Raw genomic sequence first — 24,096 nt, forward strand, 5'->3', positions numbered from 1 at the left:
TCCAGGGGTGAGGCATGGGAAGAAAATGAATGTTTTCTGTCATCAAGTCAACATTTGACAGATTGCTGTCACATGAAGGAAAGTTTTTGTCGTTGCAACGCTGTAGCCATTCCAAAATCAACAAGGAGCTTCAGATGTCCGCACCTTCCACCAGCACCGTTGTGCGCATGCCGTTTACCGAGCTGCAAAGCCTGTTGCAGGCCATTTTCCAGCGCCATGGGTGCAGCGAGGCCGTGGCCCGGGTGCTGGCCCACAACTGCGCCAGCGCCCAGCGTGATGGCGCCCATAGCCATGGGGTGTTCCGCATGCCCGGTTATGTCTCGACCTTGGCCAGCGGCTGGGTCGATGGCCAGGCCACGCCACAGGTCAGCGACGTGGCCGCCGGTTATGTGCGTGTCGATGCTGCGGGCGGTTTTGCCCAGCCGGCACTGGCGGCGGCCCGTGAGCTGTTGGTGGCGAAGGCGCGCAACGCAGGCATTGCTGTGCTGGCGATCCACAACTCGCACCACTTCGCTGCGTTGTGGCCGGATGTAGAGCCGTTCGCCGAAGAGGGCCTGGTAGCCCTCAGCGTGGTCAACAGCATGACCTGCGTGGTGCCGCATGGTGCGCGCAAGCCACTGTTCGGTACCAACCCCATCGCTTTTGCTGCGCCTTGCGCTGAGCATGACCCGATCGTTTTCGACATGGCCACCAGTGCCATGGCCCATGGCGATGTGCAAATTGCCGCGCGTGCCGGCCAGCAATTGCCGGAGGGCATGGGGGTGGACGCCGATGGCCAGCCGACCACCGACCCAAAGGCGATTCTGGAAGGCGGGGCCTTGCTGCCATTTGGCGGGCACAAGGGCTCGGCGTTATCGATGATGGTCGAGTTGCTGGCGGCGGCGCTGACCGGCGGTCATTTCTCCTGGGAGTTCGATTGGTCCGGGCATCCGGGGGCGAAAACGCCATGGACCGGGCAGTTGATCATCGTCATCGACCCAGGCAAGGCCGAGGGCGAGCGCTTTGCCCAGCGCAGCCGCGAACTGGTGGAGCAGATGCAGGCAGTCGGGCTGACCCGCATGCCGGGTGAGCGGCGCTATCGTGAGCGTGAGGTGGCCGAAGAGGAGGGGGTGGCAGTGACCGAGCAAGAGTTGCAAGGCCTGAAAGAGCTGCTTGGCTGAGCCGGCCCTTTCGCGGGTTTACCCGCGAAGAATCCAGCACTCATCCCCGGCCATGCAATGTTGCATAGACAACCTTGCACAATAGTGGATGTTCCTGAGCCCGCTCTCCGGGTATGCTCAGGGCTGACTTTCCGTACCGTCCTGATCCAAGGAGCTGCACGCTGTGTTCAAACATGTCGATGCCTATGCCGGCGACCCGATCCTCTCGTTGATGGAAACCTTCAAGGCCGACCCGCGCGCCGACAAGGTCAACCTGAGTATTGGCCTGTACTACGATGAGGCCGGCGTGGTGCCGCAACTGGCGGCGGTGGATGCGGTGGAAAAACGCATTGCCGGTCAGGACCACGAAGCCTCCCTGTACCTGCCGATGGAAGGCCTGGCCAGCTACCGCCAAGCCATTCAGGCGCTGCTGTTCGGTGCCGATCACCCGGCCGTGACCGGCGGCCGGGTGGCCACCGTACAGACCGTGGGTGGCTCCGGCGCCCTGAAGGTCGGTGCCGACTTCCTCAAGCGCTACTTCCCGCAGTCCGAAGTCTGGGTCAGCAACCCGACCTGGGACAACCACCGCGCCATCTTCGAAGGTGCAGGCTTCAAGGTGCACACCTACCCGTACTTCGACCAGGCCACCCGTGGCGTGGACTTCGACGGCATGCTGGCCACCTTGCAGAGCCTGCCGGCCAACAGCGTGGTGCTGCTGCACCCGTGCTGCCACAATCCTACCGGTGCCGATCTGGAACAGCACCAGTGGCAACAAGTGGTCGAAGTGGTCAAGGCGCGCCAGCTGATCCCGTTCCTCGACATCGCTTACCAGGGCTTCGCCGAAGGCCTGGTGGAAGACGCCTACGCTATCCGCGAAATGGCCCGTGCCGGCGTGCCGTGCCTGGTCAGCAACTCCTTCTCGAAAATCTTCTCGCTGTATGGTGAGCGGGTGGGCGGCCTGTCGGTGGTGTGCGATGACGAGGCCACTGCCCAGAGCGTGCTTGGCCAACTGAAGGCCACCGTGCGCCGCAACTACTCCAGCCCGCCCAACTTCGGCGCCCAGCTGGTTGCCGGCGTACTGAGCGATGCTGGCCTGAATGCCCAGTGGGCCGAAGAAGTCGAAGTGATGCGCAAGCGTATCCTCGACATGCGCCAGGCGCTGGTCGATGCCCTGGCCGTGCTGCTGCCGGGCCAGGACTTCCAGTTCTTCCTGCGCCAGCGCGGCATGTTCAGCTACACCGGCTTCAGCGTCGAGCAGGTACGTCGCCTGCGTGACGAGTTCGGCGTTTACCTGATCGACAGCGGCCGTGTGTGCATGTCCGGCCTGCGCCCGGCCAACCTGCAACGGGTTGCCGAAGCGTTCGCTGCCGTTCAGAAGTAACCGCAGGGCCGTGAAGCGGCCCGCTGCAGGTTGTGCAATACCCCTACAGGAGCGGGCAACCCGCTCCTGTATTTTTTTGCGCCACGTCATCCAGTTGCACTCTGCTTGTAAAGACAAGTGCAACCGCTCCTCGGAAAAGGGCTTCGCAAGTGCTACCTTTCCGTGCACAATCGCGCCCCTCTTTTCCGGTTGAGTTGGGCGAAAGGTCTATTTCGCCATTCTCAGCCTGTTGCAGTCTTGCGAGTGGAGCTTCACCGGAATGAATGAGCAGGCCCCAAGCGTTGAACAACGCTTTGCAGAATCGACCCCCGCCACCCTAGGCACTTGGGCGCGTCAAGACACCACCTGGATGCTGGGCCTGTTCGGCACAGCCATCGGCGCCGGGACACTGTTCCTGCCGATCAACGCGGGCCTTGGCGGCTTCTGGCCGCTGCTGATCCTGGCCGTGCTGGCCTTCCCGATGACCTATTTCGCCCATCGCGGGCTGACCCGTTTCGTCCTTTCCGGGCGCGATGGAGGTGACATCACCGAAGTGGTCAAGGAGCATTTCGGCGTCACCGCCGGCGCCTCGATCACCGTGCTGTACTTCTTCGCGATCTTCCCGATCCTGCTTATCTACAGCGTGGCGCTGACCAACACCGTGTCCAGCTTCATGGAACACCAGCTGCACATGCAGCCGCCGCCACGGGCAATCCTGTCATTCGTGCTGATTCTTGGCCTGCTGGCCATCGTGCGCTGCGGGGAGCAGGCCACGGTCAAGGTCATGAGCCTGCTGGTCTACCCGTTCATCGTTGCTCTGGCGTTGCTGGGCCTGTACCTGGTGCCGCACTGGACCGGTGGCATTCTCGACAGCGCCACTCAGGTGCCGCCGGCCTCGGCCTTCCTGCACACCCTGTGGCTGGCCATTCCCGTGATGGTGTTCTCGTTCAACCATTCGCCGATCATTTCGGCCTTTGCCGTCGACCAGAAGCGCCGTTACGGCGAGCACGCCGACGAGCGCAGCGGCCAGATCCTGCGTCGTGCCCACCTGCTGATGGTTGCGATGGTGTTGTTCTTCGTGTTCAGCTGCGTCCTCACCCTGAGCAGCGCCCAGCTGGCCGAAGCCAAAGCGCAAAACCTGTCGATCCTGTCGTACCTGGCCAACCACTTCAGCAACCCGACCATCGCGTTCGCTGCGCCGTTGATCGCCTTCGTGGCCATCGCCAAGTCGTTCCTTGGCCACTATATCGGTGCCAGCGAAGGCCTGAAGGGCATCATCGCCAAGACCGGCGCGCGTCCGGGCGCCAAGGCCCTGGACCGCGTGGTCGCTGCACTGATGCTGGTGGTGTGCTGGATCGTTGCCACGCTCAACCCGAGCATTCTCGGCATGATCGAGTCGCTCGGCGGCCCGATCCTCGCGGTGCTGTTGTTCCTCATGCCGATGTACGCCATTCGCCGTGTGCCATCGATGCGCAAGTACAGCGGTGCGGCCTCCAACGTGTTCGTCGTGGTGGTAGGCCTGGTTGCGCTGACATCGGTGGTGTACGGCCTTGTAAGCTGATTCACCCGTTTCATTCAAGAATGCCCGGGTCGCTTGTCGCCACCCGGGCATTTTTTTGCCTGATCAAGGTTTCAGCAGCGTTGCATTCCATCGTCCTTGGTGCATGCAAGTAGCCACCACCCGCATAGGCTGGCCACCACGAACAGCACGCCCAAGCCCGCCGGTAGCGCGCTTTCGAAGCCTGTGACCAGACTGCTCGTCAAACCGGCACCGGCGAACAGCAATGTCGTATTGAGCGACGCTGCCGCACCTGCCTGACGCGGATAGCGCGCCAAAGCCTGGGTCGTTGCGGCGGGGCGTACCAGGGTTGTCCCGGTGGTACAGGCAATCATCGGCAGTAGAACACCTACCACAGATAAACCTGCTACCCGCTCCCACATCAAAAGGGTGATGCCCGCAGCACTTATAAGCAGGAAGCCTGCTTTTATTTGAACCTGCGGGCTTACGCGACGGTTCAAATAGGTCGCAACCATGCCGCCGGCGATGTATGCCAACCCATAGCCGATAAAGACCAGAGAGAATTGATAGGCCGTCAGCTCCAGCCTGCCCATCAGCAGCAAGGGCGCTATGACGATAAAGGAAAAATGGCAGGCAAAGGCGAGGCTGGACAGCATGGAATGCGCGAGATAGTCCGTGTCTCGCAGCATCACCCGATAACTGGACATACTTGGCGCCCGGTCGCGCGCCGCAGGTGTGTCATGAAGCAGCACATACGATAGAAGTGAAACGATTGCAGCGATGATCACGAATACCGTAAAGCTTGCCTTCCAGCCAAAAGACTGTTGAAGAAAAGCACCTGCCAGCGGTGACAGGGAGATGAACAACCCGCTCGCGCTTGTTAACAGGATGCGCATGGCATTGCGTTGTGTACCGCTGTAGAGGTCCTGCACAAGCGCCTGGCCTAGCACGAGGCTGCCGCAACCCAGGGCCTGCACCAAGCGAAAGGCCATGAACGTTTCATAATGGGTTGAAAATACGCAACCGAGCGCCCCCACAATGGATACGCTCAACCCAGCGAGCAACAAACGCTTGCGCCCGATGCCATCCGACAGTGAGCCGATCACCATTTGCGCCATGGCCACACCGACAGCAAAAAAGCTCAATGAGTACGCAATCTGTTTTGTGTCGACCCGAAACTCATCTGAGAGCGCAGGGAATGATGGGAGGATTACGTCCAGAGGAAACACACCCAGCAGACATAACAGAATCAGCAGCGTCGAGCACAGGTGGCGCCGAAGCGAACCAGCTGGGCGGTGCACGTTGCTAACCACGAGCCAGGCTGGCCGGTTTTTCAGGTCTCGTGTTGGTAGCGTTCATCTATGCATTCCCGTTGTTGTCAGGCGTCTGATGGTAGCGCTGCCTTGAGGATGCACAAGCCGAACTGAGTGGCGAAACTTCTGATAGCGTTGTAGGTTCCTGCCGAGGGCTTATCGGCAGCCGTGAAGCAACTGGCCGTGATAGCGGGGCTTGTCATTTTGTCCACAAAAATCGTCCGGCAATAGAACAATTTCACCTGCCCCCATAGGCACCCGGCTGCCTTCATGCTTAACTCAGTGTCCTTTTCAAACCCCGCATAAGGATTTCGTCATGGCTCAAGTGACTCTCAAAGGCAACCCGGTCCAGGTCAACGGCAACCTGCCACAGGCCGGCGCCCAGGCTCCGGCTTTCTCCCTGGTAGGCGAAGGCCTGGCTGACAAGTCGCTGAAAGACTACGCCGGCAAGCGTAAGGTGCTGAACATCTTCCCGAGCGTCGATACCCCGACCTGCGCCACCTCGGTGCGCAAGTTCAACGCCCAGGCCAACGACGTCGCCAACACCGTGGTGCTGTGCATCTCGGCTGACCTGCCGTTCGCCCAGGCACGCTTCTGCGGCACTGAGGGGCTGGACAACGTGAATAACCTGTCGACCCTGCGTGGTCGCGAGTTCCTCGAAAACTACGGTGTAGCCATCGCCGACGGCCCGCTGGCCGGCCTGGCCGCCCGCGCCGTGGTGGTGGTGGACGAGAACGACAAGGTGCTGTACAGCGAACTGGTTGGCGAAATTGCTGACGAGCCGAACTACGACGCGGCGCTGGCTGTACTGAAGTAAGGATTGCGTGGGGCAGGGCGGGCGTCTGTAGCCTGTGATGGCCTCTTCGCGGGTAAACCCGCTCCTACAACGTGCGGCACAGGTTTCAAAGGCTGTGACATCCCCGTAGGAGCGGGTTCACCCGCGAAAGGGCCAGACCAGGCAACCGAACCTTCAGGCCCGCCACCGCTCCAAGCAACACCCTGTAACGGCCCGGAACACGTTCCGGGCCGTTTTCATTTAAAATTCCGCCTCTTGGCAACGTCAGGCAAAGGTAAACCTCTGGTAAAGGCCCTTTGCTAAAACGATGGCAGTGCTTATCGTTCATCCTCCCCAAGTCGTCATTCCGAACAAGGTTCGTTCAACCCATGCAAGCGTCCAATTCCCGTTCCCTCCGTCGCTGGCTCGTCGGCCTGCTGATCCTGCTGCTGGTGGCTGCACTGGCCTGGTGGCTGTGGCCCGCAGCGACGCCTGCGCATAAAGAAGCCAGTGGCGGGCGCGGTGGCAAGGGCATGATGGGCGGTCGGCCAGGTTTTGGCGGCTCCAGCGACCCGGTGCCGGTGCGCGTCGTACCGGTTCAGACAGGCGACTTCCCGCTCTACTACAAAGCCTTGGGCACGGTCACCGCGACCAATACAGTCAATGTGCGCAGCCGTGTGGCTGGCGAGCTTGTGAAAATCCACTTCAAGGAAGGCCAGCGCGTCAAGGCCGGCGACCTGCTGGCCGAAATCGACCCGCGCCCTTATCGCATCGCCCTGCAGCAGGCCGAAGGTACCTTGGCGCAGAACCAGGCGCAGTTGAAGAACGCTCAGGTCGACCTGGCCCGCTATAAAGGCCTGTACGCCGAAGACAGCATCGCCAAGCAAACCCTGGACACTGCCCAAGCCCAGGTTGCGCAGTTCCAGGGGCTGGTCAAGACCAATCAGGCACAGGTCAACGACGCCCGCCTGAACCTCGATTTCACCCAGATCCGTGCGCCGATCAGTGGCCGGGTGGGCCTGCGCCAGCTCGATCTGGGCAACCTGGTGGCCGCCAACGACACCACCGCGCTGGTGGTGATCACCCAGACCGAGCCGATCAACGTCGCCTTCACCCTGCCGGAAACCGAACTGAGCACTGTGCTGGAGCGCTACCGCAGTGGCGCCAGCCTGCCGGTCGAGGCCTGGGACCGCAGTGACAGCAAGCTGCAGTCCACCGGTGTGCTGGGCAGCATCGACAACCAGATCGACACCACCACAGGCACACTCAAGTTCAAAGGCCGCTTCGAGAACAAGGACCTGGCCCTGTTCCCCAACCAGTTCGTCAACGTGCGCTTGCTGGCCGACACCCTCAAGCAGGTGGTCATGGCGCCGGCCGCGGCCATCCAGTTTGGTAACGATGGCACCTTCGCCTATGTGGTCAACGAGCAGAGCACCGTCAATGTCCGCAAGCTGAAGGTGGGCGCCAGCGATGGCGAGAACAGCGTCATTCTCGACGGCCTGAAGGCCGGCGACCGCCTGGTGCTGGAAGGCACCGACCGCCTGCGCGAAGGCACCAAGGTGGAAGTGGTCGAAGACAGCTCGCAAGTGCCGACCAGCCCAGGCCAGCACCTGCAAGGGCAGGAAGCCAAGGGCGCGGCCCAAACAACAGGTGAAGCACAACCCGGCAACGCAGCAGGCAAGGCGGGCGCATGAACCTGTCGCGCCTGTTCATCCTGCGCCCGGTCGCCACCACGCTGAGCATGCTGGCCATCGTGCTGGCTGGCCTGATCGCCTACAAGTTGCTGCCGGTATCCGCCTTGCCACAGGTGGATTACCCGACCATTCGCGTCATGACCCTGTACCCCGGCGCCAGCCCGCAGGTGATGACCAGCGCCGTCACCGCGCCACTGGAGCGCCAGTTCGGCCAGATGCCGGGCCTGGAACAGATGGCCTCGACCAGTTCTGGCGGCGCGTCGGTGCTGACCCTGCGTTTCAACCTCGACATGAACATGGACGTTGCCGAGCAACAGGTACAGGCCGCGATCAACGCCGCCAGCAACCTGCTGCCCAGTGACCTGCCGGCACCGCCGGTGTACAACAAGGTCAACCCGGCCGACACCCCGGTGCTGACCCTGGCCATCTCCAGCAAGACCATGCCGCTGCCCAAGCTCAACGACCTGGTCGATACCCGCGTGGCGCAAAAGCTTGCGCAAATCAGCGGCGTGGGCATGGTCAGCATTGCCGGTGGCCAGCGCCAGGCGGTACGCATCAAGGTCAACGTCGACGCCCTGGCGGCCAATGGTTTGAACCTGGATGACGTGCGCACGCTGATCGGTGCCTCCAACGTCAACCAGCCCAAAGGCAACTTCGATGGCCCGACCCGGGTGTCGATGCTCGATGCCAATGACCAGCTGCGTTCTCCCGAGGAGTACGCCAACCTGATCCTGGCCTACAACAACGGTGCGCCGCTGCGCCTGAAAGATGTGGCTGAAATTGTCGACGGCGCCGAAAACGAGCGGCTGGCCGCCTGGGCGAACGAAAACCATGCTGTGCTGCTGAACATCCAGCGTCAGCCGGGTGCCAACGTGATCGAAGTGGTCGACCGCATCAAGGGCCTGCTGCCGTCGATCACCGACAACCTGCCGGCCGGCCTCGATGTGTCGGTGCTGACCGACCGCACCCAGACCATTCGCGCCGCCGTCAAGGACGTGCAGCACGAACTGCTGATCGCCATCGTTCTGGTGGTAATGGTCACCTTCGTTTTCTTGCGCCGCTTCAGCGCCACCCTCATTCCGTCGATTGCCGTGCCGCTGTCGCTGATCGGGACGTTCGGGGTCATGTACCTGGCCGGGTTTTCGGTCAACAACCTGACACTCATGGCCCTGACCATCGCCACCGGCTTTGTGGTCGATGATGCCATCGTCATGCTGGAGAACATCTCCCGGCATATCGAAGAGGGCGAGACGCCCATGCAGGCGGCGCTCAAGGGCGCCCGGCAGATTGGCTTCACCCTGATTTCGCTGACCTTCTCGCTGATTGCGGTACTGATCCCGCTACTGTTCATGGCTGACGTGGTCGGACGCCTGTTCCGCGAGTTCGCCATCACGCTGGCAGTGGCTATCCTGATTTCCCTGGTGGTGTCCCTGACCCTGACGCCGATGATGTGCGCGCGTCTGCTCAAGCGCGAGCCCAGGGAAGAAGAACAAGGCCGCTTCTACCGTGCCAGTGGCGCCTGGATCGACTGGCTCATCAAGCACTACGGCAGTGCCCTGCAGTGGGTGCTCAAGCACCAGCCGCTGACCCTGCTGGTGGCGGTGGCCAGCCTGGCGCTCACGGTGTTCCTGTACATGGTTGTGCCCAAGGGTTTCTTCCCGGTGCAGGATACCGGGGTGATCCAAGGTATTTCCGAGGCGCCGCAGTCCACCTCGTTCGCCGCCATGAGCGAACGTCAGCAGGCCCTGAGCAAGGTCATCCTGCAAGACCCGGCCGTGCAAAGCCTGTCGTCCTACATTGGCGTAGACGGCGACAACGCCACGCTCAACAGCGGTCGCCTGCTGATCAACCTCAAGCCCCACGGCGAGCGCGATGTCAGCGCCAGCGAAGTGATCAGCCGCCTGCAGCCGCAAGTCGACCGGCTGGTGGGCATCCGCCTGTTCATGCAGCCGGTGCAAGACCTCAGCATCGAGGACCGGGTCAGCCGCACCCAGTACCAGTTCAGCCTGTCGTCACCGGACGCCGACCTGCTGGCGCAGTGGAGCGGCAAGCTGGTGCAGGCGCTGCAGCAGCGCCCGGAACTGGCCGATGTGGCCAGCGACCTGCAGGACAAGGGCTTGCAGGTGTACCTGGTGATCGACCGTGACATGGCCAGCCGCCTGGGGATCAGCGTGTCGCAGATCACCAATGCCCTGTACGACGCCTTCGGCCAGCGGCAGATCTCGACCATCTACACCCAGGCCAGTCAGTACCGTGTGGTGTTGCAGGCCAAGGACGCCGCCACGATCGGCCCGCAGGCGCTGGAATCGATTCACGTCAAGGCCGCCGATGGCGGCCAGGTGCGCCTTTCGGCGCTGGCGCGGATCGAGCAGCGTCAAGCCCAGCTGGCTATTTCCCACATCGGCCAGTTCCCGGCAGTGACCTTGTCGTTCAACCTGGCCCACGGCGCGTCGCTGGGCGAAGCCGTGCAGGTGATCGAGCAGGTGCAGAAGGACATCGGCATGCCGCTGGGTGTGCAAACCCGCTTCCAGGGTGCGGCCGAGGCCTTCCAGGCGTCGCTGTCGAGCACCTTGCTGCTGATTCTGGCGGCGGTGGTGACCATGTACATCGTGCTGGGGGTGCTGTACGAAAGCTACATCCACCCGGTCACCATCCTCTCGACCCTGCCGTCGGCGGCGGTCGGTGCCTTGCTGGCCTTGCTCATCAGCGGTAACGACCTGGGCATGATCGCCATCATCGGCATCATCCTGCTGATCGGTATCGTCAAGAAGAACGCGATCATGATGATCGACTTCGCCCTGGAGGCCGAGCGCCATCAGGGCATGAGCCCGCGCGATGCCATCTACCAGGCGGCGCTGCTGCGCTTCCGGCCGATCCTGATGACCACCCTGGCCGCGCTGTTTGGTGCGGTGCCGCTGATGCTTGCCACCGGTTCCGGCGCCGAGCTGCGCCAGCCACTGGGCCTGGTGATGGTCGGCGGGCTGCTGGTCAGCCAGGTGCTGACGCTGTTCACCACCCCGGTCATCTACCTGTACTTCGATCGCCTGGCCCGCCGCTGGCGCCCGGCCACTGACGTGAAGCAGGCTCAGGCATGAACCTGTCCGGGCCTTTCATCCGTCGCCCGGTGGCGACCATGCTGTTGAGCCTGGCGATCATGCTGCTGGGTGGGGTCAGCTTTGGCTTGCTGCCGGTGGCGCCACTGCCGCAAATGGACTTCCCGGTGATTGTGGTGTCGGCGAACCTGTCTGGTGCCAGCCCCGAGGTCATGGCTTCTACCGTGGCCACACCGCTGGAACGCAAGCTGGGCAGCATCGCCGGTGTCACCACGCTCACCAGCAGCTCCAACCAGGGTTCGACACGGGTAATCATCGGCTTCGAGATGGGCCGTGACATTGATGGCGCAGCCCGTGAGGTGCAGGCGGCGATCAACGCAACCCGCAACCTGCTTCCCAGTGGCATGCGCAGCATGCCCACCTACAAGAAGATCAACCCGTCGCAGGCGCCGATCATGGTGCTGTCGCTGACCTCGGATGTATTGCAGAAAGGCCAGCTGTATGACCTGGCCGACACCATCCTTTCACAAAGCCTGGCTCAGGTGTCGGGGGTAGGGGAGGTGCAGATCGGCGGCAGTTCGCTGCCGGCCGTGCGCATTGCCGTCGAGCCGCAACTGCTCAACCAGTACAACCTGTCGCTGGACGAGGTGCGCACTGCGGTGTCCAACGCCAACCAGCGCCGGCCCATGGGCTTTGTCGAGGACGCCGAGCGCAACTGGCAGGTGCGGGCCAACGATCAGCTGGAAAGCGCCAAGGACTACGAGCCGGTGGTGATTCGCCAGCAGAACGGCACCATTTTGCGCCTGTCTGACGTGGCGACCGTCACCGACGGCGTTGAAAACCGTTACAACAGCGGCTTCTTCAACGACCAGGCAGCGGTGCTGCTGGTGGTCAACCGCCAGACCGGCGCCAACATCATCGAAACGGTCGACCAGATCAAGGCGCAGCTGCCGGCATTGCAGTCGCTGCTGCCAGCCAGCGTGCAACTGAACGTGGCCATGGACCGCTCGCCCGTGATCAAGGCCACCCTCAAAGAGGCCGAGCACACCCTGCTGATCGCCGTGGTGCTGGTGATTCTGGTGGTCTACCTGTTCCTCGGCAGCCTGCGCGCCTCGCTGATCCCCAGCCTGGCGGTGCCGGTATCGCTGGTGGGTACGTTCGCGGTCATGTACCTGTGCGGTTTCTCGCTCAACAACCTGTCGCTGATGGCGCTGATCCTTGCCACCGGGCTGGTGGTGGACGATGCCATCGTGGTGCTGGAAAACATCTCCAGGCACATCGAGAACGGCCAGCCGCCGATGAAGGCGGCCTTCCTGGGCACCAAGGAAGTGGGCTTCACCTTGCTGTCGATGAACGTGTCGCTGGTGGCGGTGTTTGTCTCCATCCTGTTCATGGGCGGCATCGTGCGCAACCTGTTCCAGGAGTTTTCCATCACCCTGGCAGCGGCGATCATCGTCTCGCTGGTGGTGTCGCTGACCCTTACGCCGATGCTCTGCGCCCGCTGGCTCAAACCGCACCAGGCCGAACAGAGCCGCCTGCAGCGCTGGAGCGACAAGCTGCATCAGCGCATGGTTGCTGCCTATGACCGCAGCCTGGGCTGGGCCCTGCGCCACAAGCGCCTGACCCTGCTCAGCCTGCTGGCCACCATCGGCATCAACATCGCCCTGTACGTGGTCGTGCCCAAAACGTTGATGCCCCAGCAGGATACCGGCCAATTGATGGGCTTCATCCGGGGCGACGACGGCCTGTCGTTCAGCGTGATGCAGCCGAAGATGGAAATCTACCGCCGCGCCTTGCTGGCCGACCCTGCCGTGCAGAGCGTTGCCGGTTTCATCGGCGGCAACAGCGGTACCAACAACGCCTTTGTGCTGGTGCGCCTGAAACCGATCAGCGAGCGCAAGATCGATGCGCAGAAAGTGATCGAACGCCTGCGCAAGGAACTGCCCAAAGTGCCCGGCGGGCGCCTGTTCCTGATGGCCGACCAGGACCTGCAATTGGGTGGCGGTGGGCGTGACCAGACCTCTTCGCAGTACCTGTATACCCTGCAAAGCGGCGATCTTTCGGCATTGCGGCACTGGTTCCCCAAGGTGGTCGCGGCGCTGCGTGCACTGCCTGAGCTGACCGCCATCGACGCCCGTGATGGCGCCGGTACCCAACAGGTGACGCTGGTGGTCGACCGTGACCAGGCCAAGCGCCTGGGCATCGACATGGACATGGTCACCGCAGTACTGAACAACGCCTACAGCCAGCGGCAGATCTCCACCATCTACGACAGCCTCAACCAGTACCAGGTGGTGCTGGAGATCAACCCGAAATACGCCTGGGACCCGAGCACGCTGGAGCAAGTGCAGGTGATCACCGCCGACGGCGCCCGGGTGCCGCTGTCAACCATCGCCCACTACGAGAACAGCCTGGCGAACGACCGGGTCAGCCACGAAGGCCAGTTCGCGTCGGAAGACATCGCCTTCGACGTCGCCGAGGGCTACAGCCCCGACCAGGCCATGGCGGCGCTGGAGCGCGCGGTGGCCAAGCTGGGCTTGCCCGAGGAGGTGATTGCCAAACTCGGTGGCACTGCCGATGCCTTTGCCAAGACCCAGCAGGGCCAGCCATTCATGATCCTTGGCGCACTGCTGCTGGTGTACCTGGTGCTGGGCATTCTGTATGAAAGCTACATTCACCCGCTGACCATTCTCTCGACACTGCCTTCGGCGGGCGTCGGAGCCTTGCTGGCGCTGTACGTCACCGGTGGCGAGTTCAGCCTGATCTCGTTGCTGGGGCTGTTCCTGTTGATCGGGGTGGTGAAAAAAAATGCCATCCTGATGATCGACCTGGCCTTGCAGCTGGAGCGCCATCAGGGCTTTTCGCCGGAAGAGTCGATACGCCGGGCCTGCCTGCTGCGCCTGCGGCCGATCCTGATGACCACCCTGGCGGCGATCCTTGGCGCATTGCCGTTGCTGCTGAGCCAGGCTGAAGGCGCAGAAATGCGTCAGCCGCTGGGCCTGACCATCATCGGTGGCCTGGTGTTCAGCCAGATCCTCACCCTTTATACGACGCCGGTGGTTTACCTGTACCTGGACCGCCTGCGCCACCGTTTCAATCGTTGGCGCGGCGTGCGCACCGACGCCGCTCTGGAAACCCCGCTATGACTTTTGCCCAGACCCCACTTCATCGTGCCCTGCAAGCACTGGCCCGTGGCCGTGGTTCGCGCCTGCTCGGCGCCGGGTTGTGCCTGGCCTTGCTCAGTGCCTGCACCCTGAGCCCCGATTACCACCGCCCCAAGCTGAACAGCACGGCGGCGCAGTTCAAGCATGCCGAAGGCTGGACCCAGGCCTCGCCCTCCGACGCCATCGCCCGCGGCGCCTGGTGGGAGATATACGGTGATGCCGGGCTCAATGCGTTGGTCGAAGAGCTCAACCGCAGCAACCAGACCGTGGCGCAATCAGAAGCCCAGTACCGCCAGGCCCAGGCACTGGTGCGCAGCAGCCGCGCGGCGCTGTTCCCCAGCCTGGACCTGAGCGCCAGCAAGAACCGCTCGGCGCAGGGCACCGGCAGCTCCAGTTCCAGCCTGTCCAATAACAGCAGTGGCATTCGCAACACCTACAACGCCCAGTTGGGCGTGAGCTGGGAGATCGACCTGTGGGGCAAGCTGCGTGAAACCCTGAATGCCAACGAGGCCAGTGCCGAAGCCAGTTTCGCCGACCTTGCGTCGATCCGCCTGAGCCAGCAGTCGGAACTGGTGCAGAACTACCTGCAATTGCGGGTTATCGATGAGCAGAAGCGCTTGCTGGAAGCCACCGTGGCGGCTTATGAACGCTCACTGCGAATGAACGAAAACCAGTACCGTGCCGGGGTCGCCGGCCCGGATGCCGTGGCCCAGGCCCGCACCCAGCTCAAAAGCACCCAGGCTGACCTGATCGACCTGATCTGGCAACGTGCGCAGTTCGAAAATGCCATCGCCGTGCTGCTGGGCAAGGTTCCGGCCGACTTCGCCCTGGCCGACAGCAAGGCTATTCCCGCGTTGCCGCAAATACCGGTTTCGCTGCCTTCGCAACTGCTGGAGCGACGCCCGGACATCGCTGCAGCCGAACGCAGCGTGATGGCGGCCAACGCCAACATCGGGGTGTCGCGGGCAGCCTACTTCCCGGACCTCAGCCTGAGCATGAGTGGCGGATATTCCAGCAGCAGCTTCAGCAACTGGATCGAGCTGCCCAACCGCTACTGGTCGGTAGGCCCGCAGTTGGCGCTGACCCTGTTCGACGCCGGCAAACGCAGCGCCGAGGTCGACCGCACGGTGGCCGTGTATGACCAGACCGTAGCGCAGTACCGCCAGACCGTGCTGGACGGCTTCAAGGAGGTGGAAAACCTGCTGGTTCAACTGAAAGTGTATGGCGATGAAGCCAGGGTGCGCCAAGAGGCGCTTGATGCCGCCCGTGAGTCGTTGCGCCTGACCGAGAACCAGTACCGCGCCGGGCTGATCGGCTATCTGGATGTGGTCAACGTGCAAACCACGGCGCTGAGCAACGAGCGCAGCGTGCTGAACCTGCTGCAAGGGCGCCTGGTGGCCAGTGTGCAACTGGTGGCTGCGTTGGGCGGCGGCTGGGATGCAGAGCAGGCGTTTGCCGAGCAGAAATGACCATGTGCAAAGGGGGGCATTTGCAGTTATTGGGTCCATTCCCATCCGCAAAAACCCCGTGCGTTTCGCTTAAGCTTGAGTACAATCGTCAGCTTTTGCCGGCCCCCTGTTCCGGCGCTGGAACTCTCAATGCTGACCGGTAGCTACTCTTCTTCGCTGGTGTTGATTTCGCTGTGCGTGGCGATCCTGGCATCCTATACCGCTCTTGACCTGACTGGCCGCATCGCCACGGCCAAGGGGCGCGCTGCCTACCTGTGGATGGGCGGCGGTGCATTGGCCATGGGCATCGGCGTGTGGTCGATGCACTTCATTGGCATGCTTGCCTTCAGCTTGCCCATCGACCTGGGTTACGACCTGGCCCTGACCGCGTTCTCGCTGCTGATCGCTGTGCTGTCCTCGGGCTTTGCCTTGTGGCTGGTCAGCCAGCCGAGCCTGCCAGCGCTCCAGCTGGGGTTCGGCGCGCTGATCATGGGCGCCGGTATCGCCTGCATGCACTACACCGGCATGGCCGCGCTGCGCATGCTGCCGGGTATTGATTACGACCCGACGTTGTTTGGTGCTTCGCTGCTGATTGCCGTAGGCGCCTCGGCGGCAGCATTGTGGATCGCCTTCCGCCTGCGCGCACACACACCCTATGTACGGCAGATCCGTGGCCTGGCGGCAGTGGTGATGGGCTTTGCCATCGTGGGCATGCATTACACCGGCATGGCAGCGGCGAACTTCCCCGAGGGCAGCTTCTGCGGCGCGTTGGGGGGCGGGCTGCAGGGTGACAGCCTGGTTTACCTGGTGCTGATCACCACGCTGGCAGTACTGGCAGTGGCTCTGCTGACTTCGGTGCTGGACGCTCGCCTGGAGGCGCGTACTGCCGAGTTGGCCCGTTCGCTGACCTTGGCCAACCAGGAGCTGACCCAACTGGCCCTGCACGACACCCTCACCGATCTGCCCAACCGTACCCTGCTGGCCGATCGCATCGAACAGGCTATCGCCAAAGTGGCGGAGCAGGGCGGCTGTTTTGCCCTGATGTTCATTGATCTGGACGGCTTCAAACCGGTCAACGATGCCTTTGGCCATCATATTGGTGACCTTCTGCTCAAGGCCGTGGCGGCCCGCCTGCGCGGCCACTTGCACAGCCAGGACACGCTGGCACGGATTGGTGGCGACGAGTTCGTTCTGCTGGTGGAACTGCAGGAACCGAACGATGCCATGGACGTGGCGGTCAAGCAGGTCAACCTGGTTTCCCGGCCTTTCCGCGTGGCCGAGCACGACCTGCAACTGTCAGCGAGCCTGGGCATCGTCCTGTACCCGGGCAACGGCCAGGACCAGCACGAGCTGCTGCGTAACGCCGACGCGGCCATGTACCATGCCAAGAGCGCTGGCAAGAACGGTTACAGCTTCTTCGATGTGTCGATGAACAGCAATGCTCGCCAGCAGTTGCAGTTGCTGCAGGACTTGCGTCTGGCGCTGGAGCAGCGCCAGTTCAGCTTGCATTACCAGCCCAAGTTCGACGCCCATACCTGCCAGCCGATTGGTGCCGAAGCGCTGCTGCGCTGGGAGCACCCGCAGCAAGGCCTGCTGCTGCCTGACCGCTTCATCGGCCTGGCGGAAAAGACCGGCCTGATCATCCCCATTGGCGAGTGGGTACTCATCGAGGCCTGCCGTCAGATGCGTCAGTGGCTGGACCAGGGCCACCTTGGCTGGCGCATGGCGGTGAACCTGTCGGCTATCCAGTTCTGCCACGCCGGCTTGGTCGACAGCGTGGCCCGTGCCCTGCAGCAGAACGGCTTGCCGGCCAACTGCCTGACACTGGAAATTACCGAAACCACCGCCATGCACGATGCCGACGCCAGCCTGACTGTGCTGCAGCGCCTGTCCGACATGGGCGTGGACTTGTCCATTGATGACTTTGGCACGGGCTATTCCAGCCTGATGTACCTAAAGCGCCTGCCAGCCAACGAGCTGAAAATCGACCGCGGTTTCGTGCGCGACCTGGAGCAGGACAGTGACGATGCAGCGATTGTCTCGGCAATTGTCGCACTGGGCCAGGCGTTGGGCCTGCGTATCGTTGCCGAGGGGGTTGAAACCGACAGGCAGCAGGACTTCCTGACTCGCCTGGGCTGTGATTCGTTGCAGGGCTACCTGCTGGGCCAGCCCGTGCCGGCCGAGCAGTTCATGAGCAAGTTGCAGGCCGTGGGCCCGGAATTCACGGCTGCGGGCTAGGCGCTGTATGAGAAGCCTTGATACTCGGTGATACTGCGTTGGGAACAGACCCTAGACTGCATCACGCAAAGTAAAAGCGGGTATGAAGGCATCCATTTCCGCCTCGACGGCCTCGATGATGCGCTCTACATCGGCAGCGGGCATGATCGCTGCACAGGGAATGCCGGCAATCGCCAGCAGGGTCTCACCGCTGGCCCGGTCGAACAGCCGCGCGACCATGCTGCGTGGCGCATCCATGCTGGCCTCGAAACCCAACGGATGGAAATGCCAGCGCATCACCTGGCAGGCGTTGGGGAACGTCATCTTGTTCATGCCAGCCTCCTTGTCCGTACCTGGACGTGATGAGCGGATGGCCACATTGATGCGGCCGCCGGGAAAGTAAAGATAGCACCTGCTACGTGCGATTTTCGGTTGCAAGTACGACAAATGTGCCAATGCATGACAGTGGTCACATCCTAGTCATTGGCGCAGTGTGTCGGCTGGCCGCATGGCAAACGTTTTCTCGGCCGCAAGGTATCAGGTAACCGTTGAGTTTCGTGGTTTTCGCTGATGTTCGACGTGCAGGTTTTTCAGACGAGCGGCTCGGGGGCGGGCAGGCGATGGAAAGCCATGGGCACCGTGCACTGGCTGTTTCTTTGATGCCCCCATCGCACGGCATTGCAACTCTCAGTACACTGCACGCTCCAACACCAACATCCGTTGAACTCGAGGTTTTGCATGACGCTCAGTCCTTTGGCAGGCAAGCCGGCTCCGACCAGCGTGCTGGTTGATATTCCCCGGCTGCTCACCGCCTATTACACCGGCCGCCCAGACGCTGCCGTGGCGGCCCAGCGTGTGGCCTTCGGCACCTCGGGGCACCGGGGCACTTCGCTGGAACTGAGTTTCAACGAGTATCACGTCCTGGCCATTACCCAGGCTATCTGCCTGTACCGCCAGGAAAAAGGTATCGATGGCCCGCTGTTCATCGGCGCCGATACACACGCCCTGTCGGCCCCGGCTACCGCCAGCGCCCTGGAGGTGCTGGCCGCCAACGGCGTGCAGGTGATGCTATCCAAGGATGACGAATACACGCCTACGCCGGCGGTTTCCCACGCCATCCTCTGCCACAACCGTGGCCGCACGCAGGGCCTGGCTGACGGTATCGTCATCACTCCGTCGCACAACCCGCCGCAAAGCGGTGGCTTCAAGTACAACCCGCCCAACGGCGGGCCGGCCGACAGCGACGTGACCAAGTGGATCGAGGGCAAGGCCAACGAGCTGCTGGCGGCTAACCTGTCCGGCGTCAAGCGCATGGACCATGCCCAGGCGCTGCAAGCGCCGACCACCCACCGCCACGACTACGTCAGCACCTATGTGGCCGACCTGGAAAACGTTATCGATTTCGATGTGATCCGTGGCGCCGGGTTGCGCCTGGGCGTCGACCCGCTGGGCGGGGCAGGGGTGCGCTACTGGTCGGCGATTGCCAAGCACTACCAGCTGGACCTGGAAGTGGTGAACACCGAGGTCGACCCGACCTTCCGCTTCATGACCGTCGACTGGGACGGCCAGATCCGCATGGACCCTTCCTCGCCGTATGCCATGCAGGGCCTGATAGGCCTGCGTGAGCGCTTTGACGTGGCCTTCGCTTGCGATCCGGACCACGACCGCCACGGCATCGTCACCCCTGATGGCTTGCTGCAACCCAACAACTACCTCGCCGTGGCCATCGACTACCTGTTCCGCCACCGCCCGCAGTGGCGCAGTGACGCCGCCGTGGGCAAGACCGTGGTCTCCAGCGGCCTGATCGACCGCGTCACCCAGCGCCTGGGCCGTAAGCTGTACGAAGTGCCGGTGGGCTTCAAGTTCTTCGCCCAAGGCCTGTTCGACGGTTCGCTCGGTTTTGGTGGCGAAGAAAGTGCAGGGGCTTCGTTCCTGCGCCGCGATGGCTCGGTGTGGGCCACCGACAAGGACGGGTTGATCCCGGCCTTGCTGGCCGCCGAAATGACCGCCCGTACCGGGCGTAACCCGAGCCAGGCTTATGCCGACCTGACCGACGCGCTGGGCAAGCCGTTCGCCACCCGTGTCGAGGCCAAGGCTGATGCGCGGCAGAAGGCGTTGCTGAGCAAGCTGGCGCCAGAGCAGGTGAAGTCGACCGAGCTGGCCGGTGAGCCGATCGTGCAGATCCTCAGCCATGCTCCAGGCAATGGCCAGGCGATTGGCGGGCTCAAGGTGATGACGGCCAATGGCTGGTTCGCCGCGCGCCCGTCGGGTACTGAAGACATCTACAAGATCTACGCCGAAAGCTTCATCGACGAGGCGCATTTGCAGCGTCTGGTGCAGGAAGCACAAGTGCTGGTAGATGAAGCAATTGCCTGACCGGTAACAAACCGCTTGGTTCTGTGGCGTGATGTAAATTAGAATAAATCTTATTTACTCCGCCGCAGGACCCACCTCATGATCGACGCCGCGCCGCCACCGGAGCCTGGCCTGCCTGCCCTGTACCGGGAGCATCGCGGCTGGCTGGAAACCTGGCTGCGCCGGCGTATGGGCAATGCCTGGGATGCCGCCGACCTCAGTCAGGATACTTTTCTGCGCATTCTGGCCAGCGCCCAGCCGCTGGCAGACATACGCGAACCGCGCGCCTATCTGCTGACCGTCGGCAAGCGCCTGCTGAGCAACTTCCACCAGCGACGTAGCCTGGAGCAGGCCTACCTTGATGCCTTGGCGCAGTTGCCCGAGCAACACGTGCCGTCGCCAGAGCAGCGCTGGGTACTGCTGGAAACCCTGCAGGCACTGGATGAATTGCTCGACGGCCTCAAGCCGGCGATACGCAAGGCCTTTCTCTGGCACCAGCTGGAAGGTTTGGGCTACGCCGAGATTGGCCAGCGCCTGGGCGTTTGCCAGCGCTCGGTGAAACGCTACATGGCGCAGGCTTACGAACATTGCCTGTTGGCCGAGTTGCAATGAGCCCCCACTCCCCAGAAACCCGCGAAGCGCTGCGTGCTGCGGCCCGTTGGCTGGCACTACTGGATTCTGGCGACGCAAGCGAAGCTGACCTGCTGCGCCTGGCGCAATGGCGCGCCAGCAGTCCCCTGCACGAAGACGCCTGGCAAAAGGCATCGCTGCTGCGAGCGCGGTTTGCCGGGTTGCCCGGCGCATTGGCGATGGCCGCTCTGGACCGCCCGGATGCCGGTCGTCGCGCGCTGCTTAAACAAGCCTTGGGTGTGTCGGTGTTGTTGCCGGTGGCCTGGCTGGTGAGCCGTGAGCTGCCGCTGGATGCCTGGACCGCCGACATGCGCACCGCAGTAGGAGAGCGTAGGCAGGCTCTGCTGAGCGACGGCACCTTGTTGCAGTTGAACACCGACAGTGCGGTCGATATCCAGCTGGGGGCAGGCCGCGTGGCACTGCTGCGCGGTGAAGTGGCCGTCAGCGTGCCCGCTAACCTGAGCCTCACCTTGCAGGTGCCTTACGGCCGGGTGGTGGTCAGTGAGGGCGAGGCGTGCCTGCGCCTGCTTGATGAGGCCTGCCGGGTGTCGGCGATCAAGGGTGCAGTCAGCCTGCAACCGCTGCGTGGTCCAGCCGTGATGCTACAGGCCGGCCAACAGGCCAGTTTGCAGGCGGCCGGCGTTGGCCCCGTCAAAGCCTTCGACGAATGGCAACTGGGCTGGCGCGAAGGCGCACTACGGCTGGACGACCGCCCGTTGGGCGAGTTGCTGCACGAACTGCGCAGATACCGCCCCGGCGTACTGCGCTGGGCACCAGAACTGGAGCGCTTGCGTGTGACCGGCACGTTCCGCCTTGACGACACCGACCGGGTGCTGGCCCTGCTCGCCGCCAGCCTGCCTTTGCAGGTGCAGACCCGCACGCGTTATTGGGTGAGCCTGACCGCACGAGAAAATCGAGCATGAGGCTGTCCCCTTTTTTTCACTCGCCGGTCATTACCGGTAGGAGAAAATAAAAGGGGAGCCTTGTTCAATGCCTGCAGTAAAATCTTGCCGCCTGCGCCCACTGGCGCGCGCAGCACATCCATTGTTCGCGATGAGCCTGCTGTTGTGTGCGCCCACCTGGGCCGATGAGCCGGCCCGGCGTACGTTCCAGGTAGCGCCAGCCAGCCTGGGTGCCGCTTTGACCCATTTCGCCGACCAGGCCGGTGTCAGCCTTTCACTGGACCCGGCATTGGTAGAGGGCCGGCAAAGTAACGGCTTGTCCGGTCGTTACAGTGTCGATGAAGGCTTCAGCCAGTTGCTGCGCAGTAGCGGCCTGCAGGCGCTACCGGTGGGTGAGGGGGCCTTCACCCTGATGGCAGCCCCCCAGGCCAGTGGCGCTCTGGAAATCGCCCCCACCAGCATCGTCGGCGGCCTGGCCGCAGGCAACGAAACGCCGCCGTATGCCGGTGGCCAAGTGGCACGCCAGGGGGCGCAAGGCTTGCTCGGTTCGCGCGACTTCATGGAAACCCCGTTCAGCATCACCAGCTACACCAGCGACCTGGTCAAGAACCAACAGGCGCGCACCTTGGGCGAACTGATTGCCAGTGACCCTTCAGTGCGTGCGACCAACCCGGCGGGCGGGCGATTCGAGCAGTTCACCATTCGCGGCTTCAGCCTGTTCAACAGTGATGTGGCCTACAACGGCCTGTATGGCATCTTGCCGACGTATTCGATCGACATGGAAATGGCTGACCGGGTCGACATCATCAAAGGCCCCAGCCAGTTGATCAACGGCATTTCGCCGCGTGGCAGCGTGGGCGGCGGTATCAATGTGCAGCCCAAGCGAGCCGCTGACAAGCCGATCACCGAATTCACCGGCAGCTACGCCTCGGCCGGCCAGGTTGGCGGCGCAGTGGACATCGGCCGTCGCTTTGGTGAAGACCAGCAGTTCGGCGTGCGCTTCAATGGCGTGAAGTAGGCCGGTGACACCGAATGGGATCACCAGCGCGTCGACCGCGAAATGGCGGTGCTGGGCCTGGATTTTCGAGGCGAGCGCCTGCGGCTCTCGGCAGACCTTGGCCACACCGAACGCGACACCGACGCCCCGCAGGAGCGTGTGCTGGTCGGTGCCAATGCCAAGGTGCCCAATGCCAATGATGTACGCCACAACTACGCCCAGGCCTGGAGCAAGGCGCGTACCAACGACACCTTCGGTGCGCTGAACGCCGAGTACGATATCAGCGAGTCGCTGCTGGCCTATGGTGCGGTCGGCGCGCGCAAGAGCAACCACGACTTCCTGCGCCATAACGTGTCGATCACCAACGATGCCGGCGATTTCACCGTGCAGCCGCGTGACTTTACCCGGGATGAGTCGGTGCGTACCGCCATGGCCGGTTTGCGTCACTGGTTCCATACCGGGCCGGTGAGCCACGAGCTGAACCTGGCCGCCAGCTATTACTACATGGACTTCACCAACGGCGGTGCGCGCTATGCATCGGCGCCGAGCAACCTCTACAACCCGGTGGCCGCACCGACACCCGCTACGCCAACCCGCCTCGACCCCGAGGTCTACACGGAAAACCGCTTCTCCGGCGTGGCCCTGGCCGATACCCTTGGCTTTTTTGACGACCGCCTGCTGTTGACCCTGGGTGCGCGCTGGCAACGGGTGCAGGTGGATGACTGGAGCGACGGCGTCAAAGGCGATACGGGCTATGACGAAGAAAAGGTCTCGCCTTCTGGGGGCGTATTGCTCAAGGTCACCGATCAGCTCTCGTTGTACGCCAACTACATGGAGGGCTTGAGCCAAGGCAAGATCGCCCCGTCGACCTCGATCAACGAAGACCAGATCTTCCCGCCGTTCACCAGCCGCCAGATCGAAGTGGGGGCCAAGTACGACCTCGGCCAGGTGGCCTTTACCGCCAGCGCCTTCCGCATTCGCCAGCCTGCCTACGAGACCAACCCCGCCTCGCGGGTATTCGGCCCCAATGGCAAACGTGACAACCGCGGCATCGAGCTGAGTGTGTTCGGTGAGCCGGTGCAGGGCGTGCGGGTGCTGGGCGGGCTGATGTATATCGACAGCGAGCTGACCGACACCGTCGGCGGCGCCTACGATGGCAACCGTGCGCCGGCCACGCCCGAATACAACGTCAATCTGGGGGCTGAATGGGACGTGCCAGGGGTGAACGGCCTGACCTTAACAGCGCGCGGCATTCACTCCAGCTCGCAGTACCTGGACCAGAACAACAGCAAGCGGATCGACGGCTGGGAGCGTTATGACCTGGGGGCACGGTATGCCTTCAAGGTGGACGCCACCGAGGTTACCTTGCGGGCCAGTGTCGAGAATGTGCTGGATGATCGCTACTGGAGCTCGGCGGGGGCGTCGGATGACAGTGAGCCGGGGTTGACCCTGTCTACGCCGCGGACCTATCTGCTCTCGGCCACGGTCGGCTTTTAAACTGAAGCCTTGTATACCCACCGGGAGCGGACA

General features: G+C 62.9%; 14 protein-coding genes and 1 pseudogene. 13 read left to right on the forward strand and 2 right to left on the reverse strand.

All coding sequences use genetic code 11. From position 1 onward, the window contains the following. Positions 1 to 134 precede the first annotated feature (134 nt). From INQ47_RS01205 to INQ47_RS01215, 3 genes are all read left to right on the forward strand, one after another. Positions 135 to 1,160: an Ldh family oxidoreductase gene (locus INQ47_RS01205; RefSeq protein WP_103444273.1), complete on the forward strand. Its 1,026-nt coding sequence runs from the start codon at positions 135 to 137 to the stop codon at positions 1,158 to 1,160. 163 nt (positions 1,161 to 1,323) lie between these two features. Further along, on the forward strand, positions 1,324 to 2,520 hold the full coding sequence (locus INQ47_RS01210) for an amino acid aminotransferase (RefSeq protein ID WP_103462591.1): 1,197 nt from the start codon (positions 1,324 to 1,326) through the stop codon (positions 2,518 to 2,520). Between the two features lie 259 nt (positions 2,521 to 2,779). Then, positions 2,780 to 4,060, forward strand: coding sequence for a serine/threonine transporter (locus tag INQ47_RS01215; protein ID WP_209965391.1), 1,281 nt, complete (start codon positions 2,780 to 2,782; stop codon positions 4,058 to 4,060). A gap of 71 nt (positions 4,061 to 4,131) precedes the next feature. Here the strand turns inward: INQ47_RS01215 and INQ47_RS01220 are convergent, their stop codons facing one another. Beyond that, on the reverse strand, positions 4,132 to 5,319 hold the full coding sequence (locus INQ47_RS01220; protein WP_404700843.1) for a Bcr/CflA family efflux MFS transporter: 1,188 nt from the start codon (positions 5,317 to 5,319) through the stop codon (positions 4,132 to 4,134). Between the two features lie 328 nt (positions 5,320 to 5,647). On the opposite strand from INQ47_RS01220, the gene tpx reads away from it, so the two are divergent. The 6 genes from tpx (at position 5,648) to INQ47_RS01250 (ending at position 17,703) form a co-directional block, all read left to right on the forward strand. After that, positions 5,648 to 6,148, forward strand: a complete 501-nt coding sequence (gene tpx, locus INQ47_RS01225) for a thiol peroxidase (protein ID WP_252459202.1) — start codon at positions 5,648 to 5,650, stop codon at positions 6,146 to 6,148. A gap of 347 nt (positions 6,149 to 6,495) precedes the next feature. After that, positions 6,496 to 7,800: an MdtA/MuxA family multidrug efflux RND transporter periplasmic adaptor subunit gene (locus INQ47_RS01230; protein ID WP_252459201.1), complete on the forward strand. Its 1,305-nt coding sequence runs from the start codon at positions 6,496 to 6,498 to the stop codon at positions 7,798 to 7,800. Continuing rightward, positions 7,797 to 10,895 carry an MdtB/MuxB family multidrug efflux RND transporter permease subunit gene (locus tag INQ47_RS01235; RefSeq protein ID WP_404700844.1) on the forward strand — a complete coding sequence of 1,033 codons (3,099 nt, stop codon included), beginning with the start codon at positions 7,797 to 7,799 and terminating at the stop codon, positions 10,893 to 10,895. The genes INQ47_RS01230 and INQ47_RS01235 overlap by 4 nt, the downstream gene beginning before the upstream one ends. Continuing rightward, positions 10,892 to 13,999, forward strand: coding sequence for an efflux RND transporter permease subunit (locus INQ47_RS01240; protein ID WP_404700845.1), 3,108 nt, complete (start codon positions 10,892 to 10,894; stop codon positions 13,997 to 13,999). The genes INQ47_RS01235 and INQ47_RS01240 overlap by 4 nt, the downstream gene beginning before the upstream one ends. Then, the gene (locus INQ47_RS01245) at positions 13,996 to 15,486 is read left to right on the forward strand and encodes an efflux transporter outer membrane subunit (protein ID WP_404700846.1); all 1,491 of its coding nucleotides are present in this window, start codon (positions 13,996 to 13,998) and stop codon (positions 15,484 to 15,486) included. The genes INQ47_RS01240 and INQ47_RS01245 overlap by 4 nt, the downstream gene beginning before the upstream one ends. Before the next feature lie 129 nt (positions 15,487 to 15,615). After that, the gene (locus INQ47_RS01250) at positions 15,616 to 17,703 is read left to right on the forward strand and encodes a putative bifunctional diguanylate cyclase/phosphodiesterase (protein ID WP_404700847.1); all 2,088 of its coding nucleotides are present in this window, start codon (positions 15,616 to 15,618) and stop codon (positions 17,701 to 17,703) included. A gap of 51 nt (positions 17,704 to 17,754) precedes the next feature. On the opposite strand, the gene INQ47_RS01255 is transcribed toward INQ47_RS01250, so the two are convergent. After that, positions 17,755 to 18,015 (reverse strand): DUF1652 domain-containing protein, encoded by a 261-nt coding sequence (locus tag INQ47_RS01255; protein WP_176683290.1) that lies wholly within the window; start codon positions 18,013 to 18,015, stop codon positions 17,755 to 17,757. Between the two features lie 405 nt (positions 18,016 to 18,420). On the opposite strand from INQ47_RS01255, the gene pgm reads away from it, so the two are divergent. The 4 genes and pseudogenes from pgm to INQ47_RS01275 all read left to right on the forward strand — a co-directional run bounded on the left by pgm (position 18,421) and on the right by INQ47_RS01275 (position 24,063). Continuing rightward, positions 18,421 to 20,058 carry a phosphoglucomutase (alpha-D-glucose-1,6-bisphosphate-dependent) gene (pgm, locus tag INQ47_RS01260; RefSeq protein ID WP_404700848.1) on the forward strand — a complete coding sequence of 546 codons (1,638 nt, stop codon included), beginning with the start codon at positions 18,421 to 18,423 and terminating at the stop codon, positions 20,056 to 20,058. 78 nt (positions 20,059 to 20,136) lie between these two features. After that, entirely contained in the window at positions 20,137 to 20,649 is a 513-nt protein-coding gene (locus INQ47_RS01265) for a sigma-70 family RNA polymerase sigma factor (protein WP_404700849.1), read from the forward strand. Continuing rightward, the gene (locus INQ47_RS01270) at positions 20,646 to 21,590 is read left to right on the forward strand and encodes a FecR domain-containing protein (RefSeq protein WP_404700850.1); all 945 of its coding nucleotides are present in this window, start codon (positions 20,646 to 20,648) and stop codon (positions 21,588 to 21,590) included. Before INQ47_RS01265 ends, INQ47_RS01270 begins: the two co-directional genes overlap by 4 nt. A gap of 67 nt (positions 21,591 to 21,657) precedes the next feature. After that, positions 21,658 to 24,063 (forward strand): annotated as a pseudogene (locus tag INQ47_RS01275) (TonB-dependent siderophore receptor). The last annotated feature ends 33 nt before the right edge of the window (positions 24,064 to 24,096 follow it).

It is taken from the genome of Pseudomonas sp. 3HC3 (genome assembly GCF_044904505.1).
Classification (GTDB): domain Bacteria; phylum Pseudomonadota; class Gammaproteobacteria; order Pseudomonadales; family Pseudomonadaceae; genus Aquipseudomonas; species Aquipseudomonas putida_Y.

Excerpts from the sequence above, each read along its gene's own strand:
- INQ47_RS01205 (WP_103444273.1), top strand. The coding sequence starts at position 135 with ATGTCCGCACCTTCCACCAGCACCGTTGTGCGCATGCCGTTTACCGAG.
- INQ47_RS01215 (WP_209965391.1), top strand. The coding sequence starts at position 2,780 with ATGAATGAGCAGGCCCCAAGCGTTGAACAACGCTTTGCAGAATCGACC.
- tpx (WP_252459202.1), top strand. The coding sequence starts at position 5,648 with ATGGCTCAAGTGACTCTCAAAGGCAACCCGGTCCAGGTCAACGGCAAC.
- INQ47_RS01230 (WP_252459201.1), top strand. The coding sequence starts at position 6,496 with ATGCAAGCGTCCAATTCCCGTTCCCTCCGTCGCTGGCTCGTCGGCCTG.
- INQ47_RS01235 (WP_404700844.1), top strand. The coding sequence starts at position 7,797 with ATGAACCTGTCGCGCCTGTTCATCCTGCGCCCGGTCGCCACCACGCTG.
- INQ47_RS01240 (WP_404700845.1), top strand. The coding sequence starts at position 10,892 with ATGAACCTGTCCGGGCCTTTCATCCGTCGCCCGGTGGCGACCATGCTG.
- INQ47_RS01245 (WP_404700846.1), top strand. The coding sequence starts at position 13,996 with ATGACTTTTGCCCAGACCCCACTTCATCGTGCCCTGCAAGCACTGGCC.
- INQ47_RS01250 (WP_404700847.1), top strand. The coding sequence starts at position 15,616 with ATGCTGACCGGTAGCTACTCTTCTTCGCTGGTGTTGATTTCGCTGTGC.
- INQ47_RS01255 (WP_176683290.1), bottom strand. The coding sequence starts at position 18,015 with ATGAACAAGATGACGTTCCCCAACGCCTGCCAGGTGATGCGCTGGCAT.
- pgm (WP_404700848.1), top strand. The coding sequence starts at position 18,421 with ATGACGCTCAGTCCTTTGGCAGGCAAGCCGGCTCCGACCAGCGTGCTG.
- INQ47_RS01265 (WP_404700849.1), top strand. The coding sequence starts at position 20,137 with ATGATCGACGCCGCGCCGCCACCGGAGCCTGGCCTGCCTGCCCTGTAC.
- INQ47_RS01270 (WP_404700850.1), top strand. The coding sequence starts at position 20,646 with ATGAGCCCCCACTCCCCAGAAACCCGCGAAGCGCTGCGTGCTGCGGCC.